Below are 16,135 nucleotides of genomic sequence, written 5' to 3' on the forward strand. Positions count from 1 at the left end.
GCTCAGGCCAGCCGGCGGCGGGCCAGCACGATGAGCGCCGTTCCACCTCCCACCATCGAGAGCGCCAGCATGGCGTAGCCGATCGCCTCGGCCGGACCCGTCGAGGCGAGCTCGGACGGCGGGGCCGGTGGCTGGTCGGCGGGCGGGCCCTTCGGCTGCTCCGGCGTGGGCGGCACGTCGGGCTTGTCGCTCGGCTTCGGCGTCGGTTCCTCGCTGGGCTCCGGCGTCGGTGTCGGAGTCGGCGTAGGTGTCGGCGTCGGCTCCTCGCTCGGGGTCGGCGTCGGCGTGGGTTCCTCTGAAGGAGTCGGCGTCGGTGTCGGCTCTTCCGAGGGCGTGGGGGTCGGCGTCGGCGTGGGCGTTGGAGTCGGTGTGGGTGTCGGCGTCGGTGCCGGCTCGTAGAACACCGTGTAGTGGCTGATGGCCTTGCCCGAGCTGTGGGTGATCGTCACCTCGGTGACCGGCGGGTCCAAGGTCACGAACTCGGGACCGTCGCCCTGGTTCGCGGAGCCGGCCTTGACGCAGTACCCGACGATGACCATGCCCTCCGGCGCGGTGACGGTGACGGAGGTCGGTTCCCCCGCCGGCTCGACCTTGCCGTCCTCCGGGCAGACCTCGGACTCGGCGGTTGCCACGGGGGCGGCGTTCGCCATCGCGGAGGCCGTGGCATAGAGCCCCAGCGCCAGGAGCGCAGCCGCTCCCAGCGCAGATAAGCGTCTCATTGTGGTGGTCCTTTGTTTCTGGTGGGAGCGCCTCATCAGGGGGTGCGACGCGTCTGTCAATGTGACCGTAAATCCGCGATCTCAGTCCATGCAATGGCATCAAAACGGACATTTAAATCGACGTACCAAACCCCGGGACCAGGAAAGAAATATCGCGGCGATGCGGTCGACGGCGCCGCGGGCAGGAGCCATCGACACGCGGGGCGCAGCGTCGGGCCGCCAAGCCATTTCACCCGCCTCACCAGGATTTTCACCCCGACGCATCCGCGACCAGGATGCATACGCATATGTATCGCGCGGATACGTATCAGACGGCGCGGCATTGCATGGTTTCAACCGGAAATAAACCGGGAAGGACCGCACAGAAAATAATCTCCGCCGCCCGCTCGTACCACGCGGTGGCGGCTCGTAGAAATCGGTTGAGAACACCTTCGAACGACGCGCCGCCGCGTTCACCAATTCACCCCGCTCGCGCACAATTCACCCTCGACAGGGTCGAAAAAAGAGCGGGCGCCCGGCAGAACCGGCCCCGAGCATCAAGCTCGAGGACGGCGCCTGCCGGGCGCCCGCTCTACGTCGCGGTCGCACCGTGCGGCGAGGTCAGCTCCCCAGCACGCCCTTGCGGCGGAGCACGATCAGGGTCACGCCGCCGCCCACGAGGGCGAGCGCGATGAGCGTGAAGCCGACCGCGGTGCTGGCGCCGGTCGCGGCGAGCTCCTCGGGCTCCTCGCCGGCCGGAGCGGCCGAGTCGTCCACGGCCGGCTCGGTCGAGTCGTCGGTCGGCACGTCGGCAGGCTCCGACGGGGCGCCGCTGCTCGGCTCGACGCTCGGCTCCTCGCCCGGCACGCTCGGCTCCTCGCCCGGCTCGGACGGCTCCGGCTCGGGCTCCGTCGGAACGAGCTCCAGCGTGTAGTGGCTGATCTCCTTGCCGGACGAGTGCGAGATCGTCACCTCGGCGGCCGGCGGATCGACCGTCACGAACTCGGGGCCGTCGCCCTGGTTGGCCGAGCCGGCCTTCACGCAGTAGCCGCTGATGAGGTAGCCCTCGGGAGCGGTGACGACGAGGGTGGTGTGCCCGCCACCGGTGTCGACCTTGCCCTCCTTCGGGCAGGTCTCTTCGTCACCGGTGATGGCAACGGGAGCACCTGCGATCGGTGCGGCGAACGCGGCGGCCGGCGCGGTCACGAGGCCGGCGAGGAGGAGCGCGGTGGCTCCCAAGGCGGTCATCTTGCGCACTGGGCGCTCCTTACGAAACGGGGGTTCGTCCCGTGCCCGACGTCGGACACGACACCCAGATCGTAGCCACAATGGCGCAGATCGCCAATATCCCGTTATCCCCGCAAAATCTTGTACATAGCTTTGAATCTTGCCCTACCGGCCTTTGCCCTTCTTCTTCCTGTTCGACGCCGGACGCGCGCCCTTGCCCCGCTGAACACCCCCGCGACTGCCTGCCTTGGTACTGCCGCGCCCCGCGCCGGAGCGGCCAGAGGCCCCGCCGCGCGCGCCCTTCGGCGGTTTCTTCACCCCGGTTTGTGCGGCCGGCGCGGCAGTCGCGCCGGCCGAACCGCCGTCCTGAGCCTCGCGCGCGGACGGGCCGCCCCGCCCGCGCGAGCTGTTGACCGTGCGCCCCCGGACGATGCCGATGAGCTCCTCGACCAGGTCCGTGGTGCGGTCGGTCGGCCAGACCAGACCCACCGGCGCCGTCGGGCCGTCGGACAGCACGCGGTAGCCCACGTCCTTGCGGCGGTGCAGCCGCGCGAGCGACATCGGCAGCACCGCGACCCCCACGTTCGCCGCGACGGTCGCGACCACGTCCGCCGTGGTCGGGACCCGCTCCAGCGGGTTGCCGTCGGGATCGGCGGGCAGTACGCCGGGGACCGGGTAGCCGGCGAAGAGGACGTCGTCGGCCGGGACCCAGACGACCTCGCCGGCGATGTCCGCGCTGGACACGGCCTCGTCGTCGGCGAGGGCCGCCAGCAGGTGGTCGCGGGAGAAGCACACGACCGGCAGCTCGTCGTAGAGCGGGATCGCGGAGAACACGTCCTTGTCCACCGGGAGGCGGCCGATAGCGGCGTCGGCATCGCCGGCCTCCAGCGCCGGCCCGACGGCGGCCGCTTCGACCTGCACGAGCTCCAGTGGCACGTCCGGGAGCCGCTCGCGCCAGACGCCCGCCCACTTCCCCGGCGTCGCGCCCGGCACGTAGGCGAGGCGGAAGCGCGGCCGGTCGAGGTCGTCGTCTCCGGCGTCGAGTGCGGGCTGGCTCACACCCCAAGGCTACGGGCCGGACGGCGGCCGGACGCCGTCCGGCCAGGTGCCGAGCGGCCGACGCGAGAAGCATCACGCCCACCCCGGAGACCCCGGCGGGCGCGCGCCGATACCCTGGGGACATGAGCTCCTCCTTCGCCTCGCAGCGGTTCAAGCCGTCTAACGCCGCCAAGCGACTCGGCGTCTACCTGCCCGCCACGCCGCAGGAGTTCCAGGAGACCCCGATCACGCGCGCGGAGCTCGAGGAGCTGGAGACCAACCCGCCCGAGTGGCTCGCCGACCTGCGCCGCAACGGCCCGCACCCGCGGCCCGTCGTGGCAGGCCGGCTCGGCATCTCGATCGCCGGCCTGGCCCGCGGCGGCATCACCGACCCGCTGACCACCGAGCAGATCAACGAGCTGCGCGAGGACCCGCCGGAGTGGCTGGTCCACGAGCGCGAGGTCGCCGCACAGGTGCGCGCCGAGGAGGCGCGGGTCGAGGAGGCCCGCAAGGCCGCGGAGAAGAAGGCCCGCTCCGCGCGATGAGCGTCGCCCGGTGAGCCCAGAGGCCGACGCCGTCCTGGCGCTGCTGCGTCCCCATCCCGAGGACGGCTCGCGCGCCGACGGGCCCGTCGCCGTCGATGCGACGGACCGGCTCCTGCTCGACGAGGCCGCCCCGCTGATCCGGCAGCATCCGGAACAGGTGGTCGTGATCAGTGACCGGTTCGGCGCCCTCACGCTGGGCGCCCTGGCGCTCGGCGCCCACCACGTCCACGTGCACACGGACGCCGTCACGGCCGAGGCGGCGCTCGACGCCAACCTCAGAGCCACCCACCGGACCCTCTGGGCCGGGCACGCACGGGCCGCCACCAACGCGCCCGCCCCGCACGAGCCGGGCGGGCTGGAGCTGATCCGGCACGACAAGCTCGAACCCGGTCTGCTCCGGGACGCGCGGCTCGTGCTGCTCCAACTCCCGACGTCGCTGGCGGAGCTGACCGAGATCGCCGAGCACGTGGCCCGGTACGCCGACCCGTCCGTGACACTGCTCGCGGGCGGCCGGGTCAAGCACATGACGCACGCGATGAACGACGTGCTCGGCGCATCGTTCGCGCAGGTCAGCGCGTCGCTCGCGCGGCAGAAGTCCCGGCTGCTGATCGCGCGCGGGCCGCGGTCCGACGTCGGGCCGCTCACCTACCCGGTCACGGCCCGGCTCACCGACCCGGAGATCGTCGCCGCGCTCGCCCCGTCGCACGACGGCGCCACCACCGAGCCCGGCACCACCCGCACCGACGGGCTCACCGTCGTCGCGCACGGCGCCGCCTTCGCGGGCGCCGCGCTGGACCACGGCACCCGGTTCCTGCTGGCGCAGGCCCACCGCTGGCCCGACCTGTCGGACCCGCTGACCTCCCCCGTCGCCGTCGACCTCGGATGCGGTACCGGCATCCTCGGCACCGTGCTGGCGCTGCGGTACCCCGCCGCGCGCGTCATCGCCACCGACCGGAGCGCCGCGGCCTGTGCCTCGGCTCGCGCGACGCTCGCGGCGAACGGCGCCGAGGCCATGGTCCAGCAGGACGACGCCGGCGCCTCGCTCCCCGACGGCTGGGCCCACCTCGTGCTGCTCAACCCCCCGTTCCACGACCGTGCCGCGCTGAGCACCGACGCGGCGCACCGCATGTTCGCCGCCGCGGGCCGCATCCTGCGCGACGGCGGCGAGCTGTGGACCGTGTTCAACACGGGGCTGCACTACCGGCCCGCGCTGGAGCGCACCGTCGGGCCGACCGAGCACGTGGCCCAGAACCCCCGGTTCACCGTGACCCGGAGCCTGCGGAAATCACTTACCGACAGGTCAGTGACTCGCGGCTAGCCTGGCTGGGGCGCTCACCCGGGCGCCTCAGCACGGCAGCACGCCCGGTCCCGCCGGCCTGCCCCGAGCACGAAGGAACTGTCGATGAGGACACTTCGCACCACCCTGCGCGGCGCCGCCGTCGCAGCGGTCGCGGCATCGCTCGCCGCGGGAGCCGCGGTCGTGGCGCTGCCGGCCATCGCAGCGCCGTCCGCCGCCGAAGAGGGCAGGACCATGGCAAAGGCCTCCGCGACGAAGCCCACCAAGCCCGTCAAGCCCACCAAGCCGACGAAGCCCAAGACCCCGAAGCCGAAGAAGGCCGCCGACCCCGACTTCGGCCCGAACGTCACCTTCATCGACGAGACCTGGACCGCCGACCGGATCAACCAGTTCCTCGACACGGTGAACGACGAGGCGGAGTTCAGCCTCGACCGGCACCAGGTGTTCTTCGAGCCCGGCACCTACGGCAGCGCCGCGGGCCAGGACGACCCGGCGACGGCGACCGGCATCGTGAACGCCCACGTGGGCTACTACGAGTCGATAGCCGGCCTCGGCGCGCAGCCGGGCGACGTGCTGATCAACGGCGCCCTGCACGTCGAGCCGGTCGTCGGCTGCCCGAACAGCCCGTGGGCGTGCGCCGACCCCGGCTCGCTGACCAGGTTCTGGCGCTCCATGTCGAACCTCGCGATCAACCCGATCCAGCGCCCCGTCGGCGACGACGCGAACCTGCCGTACCCCGCGGGCGTCACCGAGCCGCACCAGATGCGCTGGGCCGTGTCGCAGGCCGCCCCGATGCGCCGCGTCGACCTCCGGGGCAACCTGACCGTGTTCGGCCGGTACGGCGAGTTCGCCTCGGGCGGCTACCTCGCCAACTCGCGCGTGTCCGGCACCATCGCCACCGGCTCCCAGCAGCAGTGGTACACCCGGAACACCGAGGTGGGCGGCTGGGACGGCGGCGTGTGGAACATGGTGTTCTCCGGCGTCCAGGGCGCCCCGGCCACGGACTTCGGACCGCGGCCGGACGGCACGACGGGCGTCAAGACCACCCTCGACAGCACGCCCGTGAGCCGCGAGGCCCCGTTCCTCTACCGCGGCACCGACGGGGAGCTCAAGGTCTTCGTGCCCAACGCGAAGACGAACAGCCGGGGCGTGGACTGGAGCACCGACGCCGCCGCGGGCCGCTCGATCCCGATCGGCGACGTGTACGTGGCCCGCTCGGGCACGGACACCGCGGCCACCATCAACGCGGCGCTGTCGTCGGGCAAGCACCTGCTGCTCACCCCCGGCGTCTACGAGCTGGACGCGCCGATCCGGGTCGACCGGGCGCGGACCGTCGTGCTGGGCCTCGGCTACGCGTCGCTGACCCCGACCACGGGCAACGCCGCCATCGAGATCGGGGACGTCCCCGGCGTCGTCGTCGCGGGGATCACGGTGGACGCGAACGTGCCGGAGTCGGAGACGCTCGTGCGCGTGGGCACGCCCGGCAACGGCGCAGGCGACGCCGCCGACCCGACCACGCTGAGCGACGTCTTCGTCCGCGTGGGCGGACCCTGGGCCGGCAAGGCCGTCACCTCGATCGAGGTGAACAGCGACCACACGCTGCTCGACCACCTCTGGGCCTGGCGCGGCGACCACGGCCAGGGCATCGGCTGGGGCAACAACACCGGCGCCCACGGCGTGGTGGTCAACGGCGACGACGTCACGGCGACCGGCCTCTTCGTCGAGCACTACCAGGAGAACCAGACGGTCTGGAACGGGGAGCGCGGGCGCACGGTCTTCTACCAGAGCGAGCTGCCGTACGACCCGCCGTCGCAGGCGGCGTGGACCGACGGCACGCGCCTCGGCTACGCGTCCTACCGCGTGGCGGACGGCGTGACCAGCCACGAGGCGACCGGCCTCGGCGTGTACTCGTTCTTCAACCAGGGTGTGGACATCCGGGCCGAGTCCGGGATCCAGGCGCCGAACGCCGCCGGCGTGCGCTTCCGCTCGATGACGAGCGTGTTCCTCAACGGCTCCGGCGGCATCAACCACGTCATCAACGACACGGGCGCACCCGCGGTCGGCAGCTTCGCGTCCCCGCAGGTGGTCGCTTATCCCTGACGGCCCTGCCACGTGGGGCGCCTGTCCTTCGAGACCGAGGTTCCTTGGCTCTGAGCGGCTTCAGAGCCAAGGAACCTCGGTCTCGAAGGACGGGCCGAGCCTCACTTGACGTCGACGACGTCCACCACGAAGACCAGCGTGTCGTCCCCGCCGATGCCGGCCTGCGGCACGCCGCGCGCGCCGTAGCCGTGCTCCGGCGGGATCGACAGCAGCAGGCGCGAGCCGACGTTCTGGCCCACCATGCCCTTGTCCCAGCCACCGATGACGGCGCCGACGCCGATCGGGAAGTCGATGGTCGTGCCGCGGTCGTACGAGTTGTCGAAGACGTGGCCGCCCCAGGTCTGGCCCAGGTAGTTCACCACGATGGTGCGCCCGGCCTCGACGACCGGACCGTTGCCCTCTGCGAGCACCTGCACCTGCAGGCCGGCGGGCGCGCCGCCCTCGGGGAAGGTGAGCTCCGGCTTGTCGCCGAAGGCGCCGGAAGCGGTAGGAAGCGTGGTCACGAGGATTGCCTCTCGATCGGGATGACGCCGGAGGCTCCGGCGTCGGTACCCGCACCACCCTATGCGGCCGCCACGGCTGCCCGCGAAGCGACGGCGGCCCGGCGCAGCGCCTCCAGCGCCGCCACGGCGGGCGGGGTGTGCGCGACGGCGTCCTGCAGCACCGCGTAGATCGACCGCACCGGGGCGGGGCGCACCACGGGCACGGCGACGGTGCCGCGCGGGAGCTGGACGGCGCCGAGCTTCGGCAGGACGGTCATGCCGATCCCCGCCTCGACGAACGCGACGGCCGTCGGGTAGTCGTGCGCCTCGACGTGGAACGTGGGGCTGAACCCCGCTGCCGTGCACGCTTCCAGGAGGTTGCGGCGGCACCAGCCGCGCGCGAAGTCGTTGTCCACCCAGGACTCGTCGGCGAGCTCGGCCAGCTCGATCTCGTCCCGCTCGGCGAACCGGTGCCCGCGCGGCAGCACGGCGACGTACGGGTCGTCCAAGAGGTGGTGCGCCACGAAGCCCGTCCCGGCGTCGAACTCGCGGTGCGCGACGAGGACCTGCAGGTCGGCCCGGTCCTCGGTCTTGTCGGGGACGTACTCGGCCAGCTCGAGGTCCAGGCGGACGCCGGGGAACTCCGTGGTGAGCACGCGCACGACGTCGGGCAACCAGGCCGAGCCGACGGACGCGAAGTACGCGATGGAGAGCGAGCCGGTGCGGCCGGCGCGCAGGTCGGCGACCATGGACTCCGCCTCGCCGAGCCGTTCGAGCACGCCGTCGGCCTGCGCGGCGAGGGCCCGCCCCGCCGCGGTGGGCCGGATGCCGCGGCCGTGCCGGGCCAGGAGCTTGAGCCCCGTCTCGCGCTGGAGCGCCGAGACGTGCTGGCTGACGGCGGACGGCGTGTAGCCGAGGTTGGCCGCGGCGGCGCCGATGGAGCCGGACGCGACGACGGAGCGGAAGACGCGGAGGCGGTGGACGTCGAGCATGGGCCTACTGTACAGCGAGACTGAATCCAGATGTAGGAACAGTCGCTGGTGCTTCATGGTGCTCCGGCCGCAGGATCGGACCATGACGAACGCCACGGCCGATAACCGCCAGACCTCGCCCGCCGGACCGGGCAGTGTTGCGAACGTGACCGTGACCGCCCCGCCCACTGCGACCGACACCACCGTGCGCGCGACCGCCCGGCGCCTCCTCGTCCCGGCCGCGGCCGCGGTGACCGTCGTGCTCTGGGGGTCGGCGTTCATCGGCATCCGGTCCGCCGGCTTCGACTACTCGCCGGGCGCCCTCGCCCTGGGCCGGATCCTCGTGGGCACGCTCGCGCTCACCGTCATCGCCGGCCTGGCCGGCAAGCTGCGGCTGCCGCGCGGCCGGACGCTGGCCGGGGTGGCCGTCTGGGGCGTGCTCTGGTTCGGGCTGTACAACCTCGCCCTCAACGCGGCGGAGCGCACCCTCGACGCGGGCACCGCCTCCCTGCTGGTGGGCCTCGCGCCCATCCTCATCGCGGTGTTCGCAGGGATCTCGCTCGGCGAGGGCTTCCCCGCGCGGCTCCTTGCGGGCATCGGCATCGCGTTCGCCGGCGTCGCCGGGATCGCGCTGGCCACCTCGAGCGGTGCCTCCGACGCGTTCAGTGTCGTGCTCGGGCTGGTCGCCGCCGTCGTCTACGCGGGGAGCACCATCCTGCAGAAGCGCCTGCTGCCGCAGGTCGACTCGCTGACCATGACCTGGCTCGGCTGCCTGGCCGGCACCGTGGCCTGCCTCCCGTTCGCCCCGGTGCTCTTCGCGGAGGTCGCGGCGGCACCGGCGTCGGCCACGCTGAGCGTGGTCTACCTGGGCGTCTTCCCCACGGCCATCGCGTTCGTCACCTGGGGTTACGCCCTCACCCGCACGACGGCGGGGCGGCTCGGCGCCGCGACCTACGCCGCCGCGCCGCTCGCCGTGCTCATGTCGTGGGCGTTCCTCGGCGAGGTCCCGGCCCCGGTCGCGCTGGTCGGCGGCGCCCTGTGCCTGACGGGCGTGCTGGTGGCGACGCTCCGCCTGCGCTGAGGCCGGTGGTGCACCGATTGACCACGTAGAATTGCGCTCGAGATGAGCGCCCGATGACAGCACCGAGAACACCCCAGAAGCAGCGGGGCAGCGGCCGCCCGACGATCAGCGACGTGGCGGCCCTCGCCGGGGTCTCACCAGGTGCGGTCTCGAAGGTCTTCAACGGCACCGGCCGTATCTCGGAGGCGACGGCGGAGCGCATCCGCGACGCCGCCCGTATGCTCAACTGGCGGCCCAGCGCCGCCGCGATCGCCCTGCGCACGGCCCGTGCCCAGGCGATCGGCCTGGTGCTGAGCAGCGACTCCAAGGTGCCGGGCGTCGGCGCGGGGAACATGGACTTCATCTCGGGCATCGAGTCGGTGCTCAGCCCCCGCGAGTACGGGCTGCTGCTCAACGTGTTCATCACCGGGCAGCACGACGAGGCGCACTTCTACCGCACGCTCGCCGAGCGGCAGCGCATGGACGGGATCATCCTCACCAACTCGATGGTGGGCGACACCCGGCCCGAGCTCATGTCCCAGCTCGGCCTCCCGGCGGTGCTCGTGGGCGCGCCGTGGAAGCCCGGAGCCATCGAGTACGTGGACGCCGACCCGCCGAGCGCCGGGATCGCCGAGACGGTCGACCACCTCGTGGCGCTGGGCCACGAGCGCATCGCCTTCATCAGCGGCCCCAAGGACTTCGTGCTGCCGGTCCTGCGGCGCGAGGCGTTCGTGCAGCGCCTCGCCGACCACGGCCTGCGGCCGCACACCGTCGCCGCCGTCGAGTACTCCCCCGCCCGCGCGGCCGAGGAGACCACGGCGCTCCTGGCCGACCCGGTGCGCCCGACGGCGATCCTCTACGGCACCGACACCATGGCGATCGCCGGGATGCGCACCATCCAGGCCGCGGGCCTGCGCGTGCCCGACGACATCTCCGTGGTCGGCTTCGAGGGCCTCACCCTGGGCGAGTGGGTCGACCCCCCGCTGACGACGGTCCAGCGGTTCGCCTTCCAGCGGGGGCGCGCGGCCGCCGCCAAGGTGCTGACGCTGCTGGGCGAGACCGTCGAGGAGCCGGTGCCGCTGGAACGCCCGGCGCTGGTGGTCCGCGGCTCGACGGCTCCGCCGCCCCTGCCCGCCCCCTGAGCGAGGCGGTTTCGGCCGGCTGGACCCGCCCGGCACACGGCGGCGGGCGGAGCGATTCCTCCTGCCGCAGGTGCCGGTAGAGCCGAATCGCGTTCGGCTCAGGCACGCCTAGTTCAGCCAGGCTGAACTCTCTCGCTCAGCGAGATCAGCCGTGCTTCAGCCGAACGTGGTTCGGCTCTACCGGCACCTGCTCCAGAGACGAGGGATGCCCGGGGAGAGACCCGGCGCTCCGCCGCCGCCCAGGTGGCTGAGCGGCCCCCCGCGCGTCCGACCCCGTTACCAGGTCAGCCGGACGGCGGCCAGCTCCCGGATCGGCGGCAGCACGAACTCGACCCGGCCGTCGGAGTCCGACGCGTGCGCGCGCGCCCAGACCCCGCCGTCCAGGATCTCCGCGCGCACGGCGGCCTCGGTGAGACCCTCCGGCACCGGACCGCCCGCGAGCGCCGCCGCCCGGTCGAGGTCCACGGCCAGCCGTACACCATCGAGCGGCGACACCCGCCTGCGCTGGCCGCGCATCATCATCGGATCGGTGAGGTTGGCGGCGAGCACGGTGACGGATCGGTCGCCGGCCCACGTCGCGACGTCGAGCACGCCCGGGCCGTGCACCTCGACCGCCGCGGCCCCACCCAGCCCACGGCGCACCGCGTTGCCCAGGAGGGTCAGGTGGTCGGCCTGGAGCGCCTGCCAGTACAGCTCGGCGACGTTGAAGCCGATGACGTCGACCCGGCCCGCGCCGAGCCGGGCGCCGAACACCGCGGGCTCGGTCGGCTCCGACCGGGGGTACACCTCCTCCATCGGCAGGTCCGGGTGGTCCGGCACGAACCGCCAGGAGACGTCGAACCCGACGGCCCTCGCACCTGCCGGATCCGAACCACCCGGACCACCCGCAGTCGCCGCGACCTCCCCGAAGCGGACCAGGCGCGTGCCGCCCACGATGCGGCGGGCGTCCCCGAACCCCTCCTGGAGCGCACCGCCCGGCTCCCGCTGCACGTAGTTGTTGCGCACGACGCCGTCCCGCCGCTCCGCGACGTCCACGCCCAGCAGCTCGGTCACCAGGGCCTGCCGCCCGGTGACGTCCGGGCCGCCGCCGGTGAGCAGCAGCGACCCGCCGGCCTCGACGAATGTCCGCAGGGCGGCCGCCACCTCGGCACCGATCACCGGCACCTCGGGGACCACGACGAGCCGCACCCCGGGCCGGGTCAGCGCTGTCAGCGACCCGGGTCCGACGTACTCGAACGGCACCCCCAGCTCGACCAGCGCCTGGTAGACGCCCGAGGCCGCGTCCCGCACCCGCGCCGACGCCGTGTGCGTGTCCGCGTCCCACACAAGCACCTCCGCGACCGGCCGCTCGCCGGCCCGCACGTCCGCGACCGCCCGGTGCAGCTCGAACGCCCGCTCGACGGCGGGGATCCACCGTGGGTCGTGGATGCGCGCCGCGAACTTGGTGAACCAGGGGAAAGCCCCGTGGACGAACCCGTCGACGATCCACCCGGTGGTCTCGACCGCCGCGTTGACGGAGTCCTTCCAGCGGAAGTCGTGCGACTCGGGCCCCACCGAGGTGATCAGCCCCACCGGCTTGTCCGGATGCAGCGCGCGGACCCGCTTCGCGTCCCGGCCCGCCGCCCAGAGGGCCTCACCGTCGCCGCGCGCCTGGTGGTCGACCAGCAGGAACGGCACGGCCCGGGCGACACGCGGCTCCAGGTCGGCGGCCGTGAACGAACCGAGGTTCGGCACGAACCGCACGGCCGGCGCCACCTCCTGCACGGCCTGGTCCCAGTGTGCCACCAGGTCGCTGAGCCGGGACCGGCGCCAGGCGCGGTAGGCGGCCCACGCCTCGCCGTCCGCGGGGTCGGCCGCACGCGGCAGGTCGCGACCGGTCGCCGCCCGGAACTCCGCGGCCGTCGACTCGGTGTACCCGGGACCGTGCCCCTGCCACCGGTTGGCGAACAGCGCGTCGACGTCGTAGTCGCGCGCGATCTCCCGCAGCACCTCGGTCGTCAGCTCCCAGCTGTACCCGCCGAACGCGTCGGTCAGGTAGATGCCGGGCATCGCCCAGTGCTCCAGCAGCTCGCCGTCCTCGGTACGGGCGATCCAGTCCGGCCGCTGCTCGACCACGTCGCGGTGCACGGCGTGCGGGTCCACCCGGGCCATGACCGCCATGCCGCGCGAGCGGGCCAGGTCGACCACCTCGCCCAGCAGGTCCCTGTCGCCCAGATGGACGCTGCGGTGGTGCAGCGGCACCTTCGTCGGGTAGTAGGCGATGTAGCCGCCCGCGCTGATGCACACCGCCGTCGACGCCGTCCGCTCCATAACGTCGGCCCACGCGTCGAGGTCGAAGTCGAGCGGGTCGTTCTCCACGAAGGTGAGCTGGGTCCAGCGGTGCTCGCCGTCCAGCCGTCCGCGCGCTGCCGTCATTTGATTCCCGTCGTCGCGATGCCCTTGATGATGTAGCGCTGAGCGAAGATGAAGAACAGGACGATCGGCACCAGCGAGACGAGCGACATCGCGAACATCGTGCCGATGCCGCTCTGGGTCTCGGTGTCGACCAGCGACTTCAGCGCCACCGGGACCGTGTACAGCTCGGTACGGGTCAGGTACAGCAGCGGGCCGAAGTAGTCGTTCCACGTCCAGATGAAGGTGAAGATCGTCGTGGTGATCAGCGCGGGCTGCATCAGTGGCAGGATCACCGACCAGAAGATGCGGAACGGCCCGGCGCCGTCGATCATCGCCGCCTGGTCCAGCTCGCGCGGCAGCGCCCGGATGAACTGCACCATGAGGAAGATGAACACCGCGTCCGTGGCCAGGAACTTGGGCAGCAGCAGCGGGATGTAGGTGTTGATCCACCCCAGCTCCGCGAACAGGATGTACTGCGGGATCACGAGCACGTGGAACGGCAGCATGATCGTCATCAGCGTGAGCGCCAGGTAGACCTTGTTCATCCGGAAGTTCAGCCGCGCCAGGGCGTAGGCCGTGAGCGAGCACGAGAACAGGTTTCCCAGCACCGACCCGACGCCGATGAGCAGCGAGTTGCCGAGGAACAACGTGAACGGCGAGCCGAGCGCGTCCCACCCGTCGCTGTAGTTGCCGAGCGTGACCTCGGTCGGGATCAGTCCCGTCTGCGACAGGATCAGGTTGCTCGGCTTGAACGAGCTCACCACCATCCACAGCAGCGGGTAGATCATGAGCAGCACGAACACCACGAGCACGGCGTGCCGCACCACGCGGCTCGCGGTCGAGGCACGGGCGGTAGCAGCCATCATTCGTCTCCGTAGTAGACCCAGCGCCGCGACACGACGAAGTTCGCTGCGGTGGCGGCGGCGATGACCAGGAGCAGCACCCACGCCATCGCGGACGCGTACCCCATGTCGAAGTTCACGAAGCCGCGCTGGTAGATGTAGAGGGTGTAGAAGAGCGTCGAGTCGAGCGGGCCGCCGCTGCCGCCGCTGACCACGTGCGCCTGCGTGAACGCCTGGAAGGCGCTGATCATCTGCAGGATCAAGTTCAGGAAGATGATCGGCGTGAGCAGCGGGACGGTGATCGACCAGAACCGCCGCAGGCGCCCGGCGCCGTCGATCATCGAGGCCTCGTAGAGCTCCTCGGGGATCTGCCGCAGCCCCGCCAGGAAGATCACCATCGGGGAGCCGAAGGTCCAGACGTTGAGCACCACGAGGGTGGACAGCGCCAGCGACGGGTCCTGCAGCCACGAGCCGAGCTCCAGGCCGAACCAGCCCAGGACGTGGTTGACCAGGCCGTCCTCCCCGAAGATCTGCCGCCACAGGATCGCGATGGCCACGCTGCCGCCGAGCAGCGAGGGCAGGTAGAAGGCGCTGCGGTAGAGCGACAGGCCGCGCAGGCCCTTGTCGAGCACCACCGCGAGGAACAGCGCGAACCCGAGCTGCAGCGGCACCGACACCAGCACGTAGACCAGCGTCACGCGGACGGCGGCCCAGAACCGCTCGTCACCCGCCATCCGCGTGAAGTTGTCCAGCCCGATGAACTGCGGCGAGCTCAGCAGGTCGTAGTCGGTGAACGCCAGCACGGCCGAGGCGATCAGCGGGCCGGCCGTCACACCGACCATGCCGATCATCCACGGCAGCAGGAAGAGGTGCGCCACCAGCCCCTGGCCGCGCCGTCCACCCGACGGCTGCGCGGCGGCACGCGGCGTCCCGGCGGCGCCAGGCGCTCCCCGCGCCCGGCGCCCGGTGTCCTTCGACGACGTGAGAGCCATCATGCGCCCGCGATCTCACCCTCGACGACCTCGACGAAGGCCGCCGCGGCATCGGGCACGGTCTTCTGGCCGAGCGTCACCTCCTCGAGCTCGCGGATCATGAGGTCACGCCAGCTCCCCGACCCGGCGGGGGCCTCGAACCGCTGGCGCTGCTCGGTCTCGGCGATCTCCCGGGTGATCGCGATGACCTTCTGCTCGTCCGGCGTCGCGTCGGGCTCGTACGCGTCGAGGAGCTGCGCGTTCGGCGGCGCCCCTGCCGACAGGCCGACCAGGCTCAGCAGCTCGGGCGAGTTGAGGTTGAAGCTCATCAGCGCGGCGGCCGCCGCGACCCGGTCGTCCGGGACCCCGGAGTACATCGCGAACCGGCTGTAGTAGGTGAAGTGGTAGCCCGCTGCGGCGTCCTCGGCGGCCGGCACGTCCCGCTGGTCGAACGAGTAGTCCGGGAAGGCCTGCGCATCGTCGACGATGTGGTTGGAGTTGGCGAAGGTGAGCAGCACCCTGTCCCCGACCTGCGCCCAGTCCGGTTCGATGCCGTCCTGCTCGCTCACGCTCGTCGTGGCGCCGGCGAGCCGCAGCCTCTCCCACCAGTCGATCCACGCGGCGACGCCGTCCACGCTGGCCCCGAGTGTGCCGTCCTCTGTCCACAGGTCCTCACCGCGCTGGCGCAGGAACGACTCGAACGGCATGTCGTGGTACGCGCCGTAGGTGGTGCCCACGCGCCCGCCCGCGTTGTCGTTCGAGTAGTCGATCAGGAACTCGGCGAGGCTGTCCCAGGTCAGCCGGTCGGGCAGCGCCACGCCGTCCTCCTCGGCGAAGGTGGTGTTGTAGCGCACCACGGGGCTGAAGACCGACTTGGGCAGCGTGTCGAGCCTGCCGTCCAGCCGGAAGGACTCGATCTGCTCGGCGTCGAACGCGCCGAGGTCCAGGCCGTCGATGCCGTCGAGGTCCCGGTACAGGCCCGCGTCGCGGTAGGTCAGCACGGCGGGCGACGGGATCCAGAAGACGTCCGGCACGTCGCGCGCCGCCATCTGCGTGGTCATGCGCTCCTGGTAGGCGTCGTAGTCGCCGAACTCCGGCGAGACCCTGATGTCGGGGTGCTCCGCGGTGAACGCGTCCAGCGCCTCCAGGTAGGCGCGCTGCCGGTCGGAGCCGCCCCACCAGGCGAACCGGACCGCCCCGTCCCCTCCGGAGCCGGAGGGTCCGCAGCCGGCGAGAGACATGGCGGCGATCGAGAGCGCCCCCACTCCGGTCCAGGTCAGGAACGACCGTCGGGTGAGATCTGACATGGTTTTCCTTCTTTCGGTACGTCGTTGTACGGATTTCTGCGGCGTCGCCGGAGCGCGAGGC

General features: G+C 72.1%; 14 protein-coding genes. 5 read left to right on the forward strand and 9 right to left on the reverse strand.

Annotated features, from left to right (window positions below):
• Positions 1-2: 2 nt before the first annotated feature.
• The 3 genes from AC0QU1_RS22680 to AC0QU1_RS22690 all read right to left on the reverse strand — a co-directional run bounded on the left by AC0QU1_RS22680 (position 3) and on the right by AC0QU1_RS22690 (position 2,984).
• Positions 3-719, reverse strand: coding sequence for a hypothetical protein (locus AC0QU1_RS22680; RefSeq protein ID WP_483572630.1), 717 nt, complete (start codon positions 717-719; stop codon positions 3-5).
• 600 nt (positions 720-1,319) lie between these two features.
• On the reverse strand, positions 1,320-1,955 hold the full coding sequence (locus AC0QU1_RS22685; RefSeq protein ID WP_483572632.1) for an LPXTG cell wall anchor domain-containing protein: 636 nt from the start codon (positions 1,953-1,955) through the stop codon (positions 1,320-1,322).
• 135 nt (positions 1,956-2,090) lie between these two features.
• A complete protein-coding gene (locus AC0QU1_RS22690; RefSeq protein WP_483572633.1) occupies positions 2,091-2,984 on the reverse strand; it encodes a LysR substrate-binding domain-containing protein in 894 nt (297 codons plus the stop codon).
• 122 nt (positions 2,985-3,106) lie between these two features.
• Between AC0QU1_RS22690 and AC0QU1_RS22695 the strand changes: the two genes are divergently transcribed.
• The 3 genes from AC0QU1_RS22695 to AC0QU1_RS22705 all read left to right on the forward strand — a co-directional run bounded on the left by AC0QU1_RS22695 (position 3,107) and on the right by AC0QU1_RS22705 (position 6,905).
• Positions 3,107-3,508 (forward strand): DUF5997 family protein, encoded by a 402-nt coding sequence (locus AC0QU1_RS22695; RefSeq protein ID WP_483572635.1) that lies wholly within the window; start codon positions 3,107-3,109, stop codon positions 3,506-3,508.
• Between the two features lie 10 nt (positions 3,509-3,518).
• Positions 3,519-4,826, forward strand: a complete 1,308-nt coding sequence (locus AC0QU1_RS22700) for a class I SAM-dependent methyltransferase (RefSeq protein WP_483572637.1) — start codon at positions 3,519-3,521, stop codon at positions 4,824-4,826.
• Positions 4,827-4,910: 84 nt separating this feature from the next.
• A complete protein-coding gene (locus tag AC0QU1_RS22705) occupies positions 4,911-6,905 on the forward strand; it encodes a pectate lyase-like domain-containing protein (protein WP_483572638.1) in 1,995 nt (664 codons plus the stop codon).
• A gap of 101 nt (positions 6,906-7,006) precedes the next feature.
• Here the strand turns inward: AC0QU1_RS22705 and AC0QU1_RS22710 are convergent, their stop codons facing one another.
• Complete coding sequence (locus AC0QU1_RS22710; protein WP_483572639.1) at positions 7,007-7,408, reverse strand: FKBP-type peptidyl-prolyl cis-trans isomerase; 402 nt, start codon at positions 7,406-7,408, stop codon at positions 7,007-7,009.
• A gap of 59 nt (positions 7,409-7,467) precedes the next feature.
• Entirely contained in the window at positions 7,468-8,379 is a 912-nt protein-coding gene (locus AC0QU1_RS22715; RefSeq protein ID WP_483572641.1) for a LysR family transcriptional regulator, read from the reverse strand.
• Between the two features lie 82 nt (positions 8,380-8,461).
• On the opposite strand from AC0QU1_RS22715, the gene AC0QU1_RS22720 reads away from it, so the two are divergent.
• Positions 8,462-9,439 carry a DMT family transporter gene (locus AC0QU1_RS22720; RefSeq protein WP_483572643.1) on the forward strand — a complete coding sequence of 326 codons (978 nt, stop codon included), beginning with the start codon at positions 8,462-8,464 and terminating at the stop codon, positions 9,437-9,439.
• A gap of 53 nt (positions 9,440-9,492) precedes the next feature.
• Positions 9,493-10,560 carry a LacI family DNA-binding transcriptional regulator gene (locus AC0QU1_RS22725; protein ID WP_483572644.1) on the forward strand — a complete coding sequence of 356 codons (1,068 nt, stop codon included), beginning with the start codon at positions 9,493-9,495 and terminating at the stop codon, positions 10,558-10,560.
• 276 nt (positions 10,561-10,836) lie between these two features.
• Here the strand turns inward: AC0QU1_RS22725 and AC0QU1_RS22730 are convergent, their stop codons facing one another.
• Genes AC0QU1_RS22730 through AC0QU1_RS22745 form a run of 4 tightly spaced genes read right to left on the reverse strand, consistent with a single transcriptional unit; the run spans position 10,837 to position 16,074 of the window.
• On the reverse strand, positions 10,837-12,975 hold the full coding sequence (locus AC0QU1_RS22730; RefSeq protein WP_483572646.1) for an alpha-amylase family protein: 2,139 nt from the start codon (positions 12,973-12,975) through the stop codon (positions 10,837-10,839).
• On the reverse strand, positions 12,972-13,817 hold the full coding sequence (locus AC0QU1_RS22735; RefSeq protein WP_483572647.1) for a carbohydrate ABC transporter permease: 846 nt from the start codon (positions 13,815-13,817) through the stop codon (positions 12,972-12,974). Before AC0QU1_RS22735 ends, AC0QU1_RS22730 begins: the two co-directional genes overlap by 4 nt.
• Complete coding sequence (locus AC0QU1_RS22740; protein ID WP_483576789.1) at positions 13,817-14,788, reverse strand: carbohydrate ABC transporter permease; 972 nt, start codon at positions 14,786-14,788, stop codon at positions 13,817-13,819. The genes AC0QU1_RS22735 and AC0QU1_RS22740 overlap by 1 nt, the downstream gene beginning before the upstream one ends.
• Positions 14,788-16,074: an ABC transporter substrate-binding protein gene (locus AC0QU1_RS22745; protein ID WP_483572649.1), complete on the reverse strand. Its 1,287-nt coding sequence runs from the start codon at positions 16,072-16,074 to the stop codon at positions 14,788-14,790. Before AC0QU1_RS22745 ends, AC0QU1_RS22740 begins: the two co-directional genes overlap by 1 nt.
• Between the last annotated feature and the right edge of the window lie 61 nt (positions 16,075-16,135).

The sequence above is a fragment of the Promicromonospora noduliphila genome (genome assembly GCF_056951025.1).

Coding starts and splice junctions, on each gene's coding strand:
- AC0QU1_RS22680 (WP_483572630.1), bottom strand. CDS start 719: ATGAGACGCTTATCTGCGCTGGGAGCGGCTGCGCTCCTGGCGCTGGGG.
- AC0QU1_RS22695 (WP_483572635.1), top strand. CDS start 3,107: ATGAGCTCCTCCTTCGCCTCGCAGCGGTTCAAGCCGTCTAACGCCGCC.
- AC0QU1_RS22705 (WP_483572638.1), top strand. CDS start 4,911: ATGAGGACACTTCGCACCACCCTGCGCGGCGCCGCCGTCGCAGCGGTC.
- AC0QU1_RS22715 (WP_483572641.1), bottom strand. CDS start 8,379: ATGCTCGACGTCCACCGCCTCCGCGTCTTCCGCTCCGTCGTCGCGTCC.
- AC0QU1_RS22720 (WP_483572643.1), top strand. CDS start 8,462: ATGACGAACGCCACGGCCGATAACCGCCAGACCTCGCCCGCCGGACCG.
- AC0QU1_RS22725 (WP_483572644.1), top strand. CDS start 9,493: ATGACAGCACCGAGAACACCCCAGAAGCAGCGGGGCAGCGGCCGCCCG.
- AC0QU1_RS22730 (WP_483572646.1), bottom strand. CDS start 12,975: ATGACGGCAGCGCGCGGACGGCTGGACGGCGAGCACCGCTGGACCCAG.
- AC0QU1_RS22735 (WP_483572647.1), bottom strand. CDS start 13,817: ATGGCTGCTACCGCCCGTGCCTCGACCGCGAGCCGCGTGGTGCGGCAC.
- AC0QU1_RS22740 (WP_483576789.1), bottom strand. CDS start 14,788: ATGGCTCTCACGTCGTCGAAGGACACCGGGCGCCGGGCGCGGGGAGCG.
- AC0QU1_RS22745 (WP_483572649.1), bottom strand. CDS start 16,074: ATGTCAGATCTCACCCGACGGTCGTTCCTGACCTGGACCGGAGTGGGG.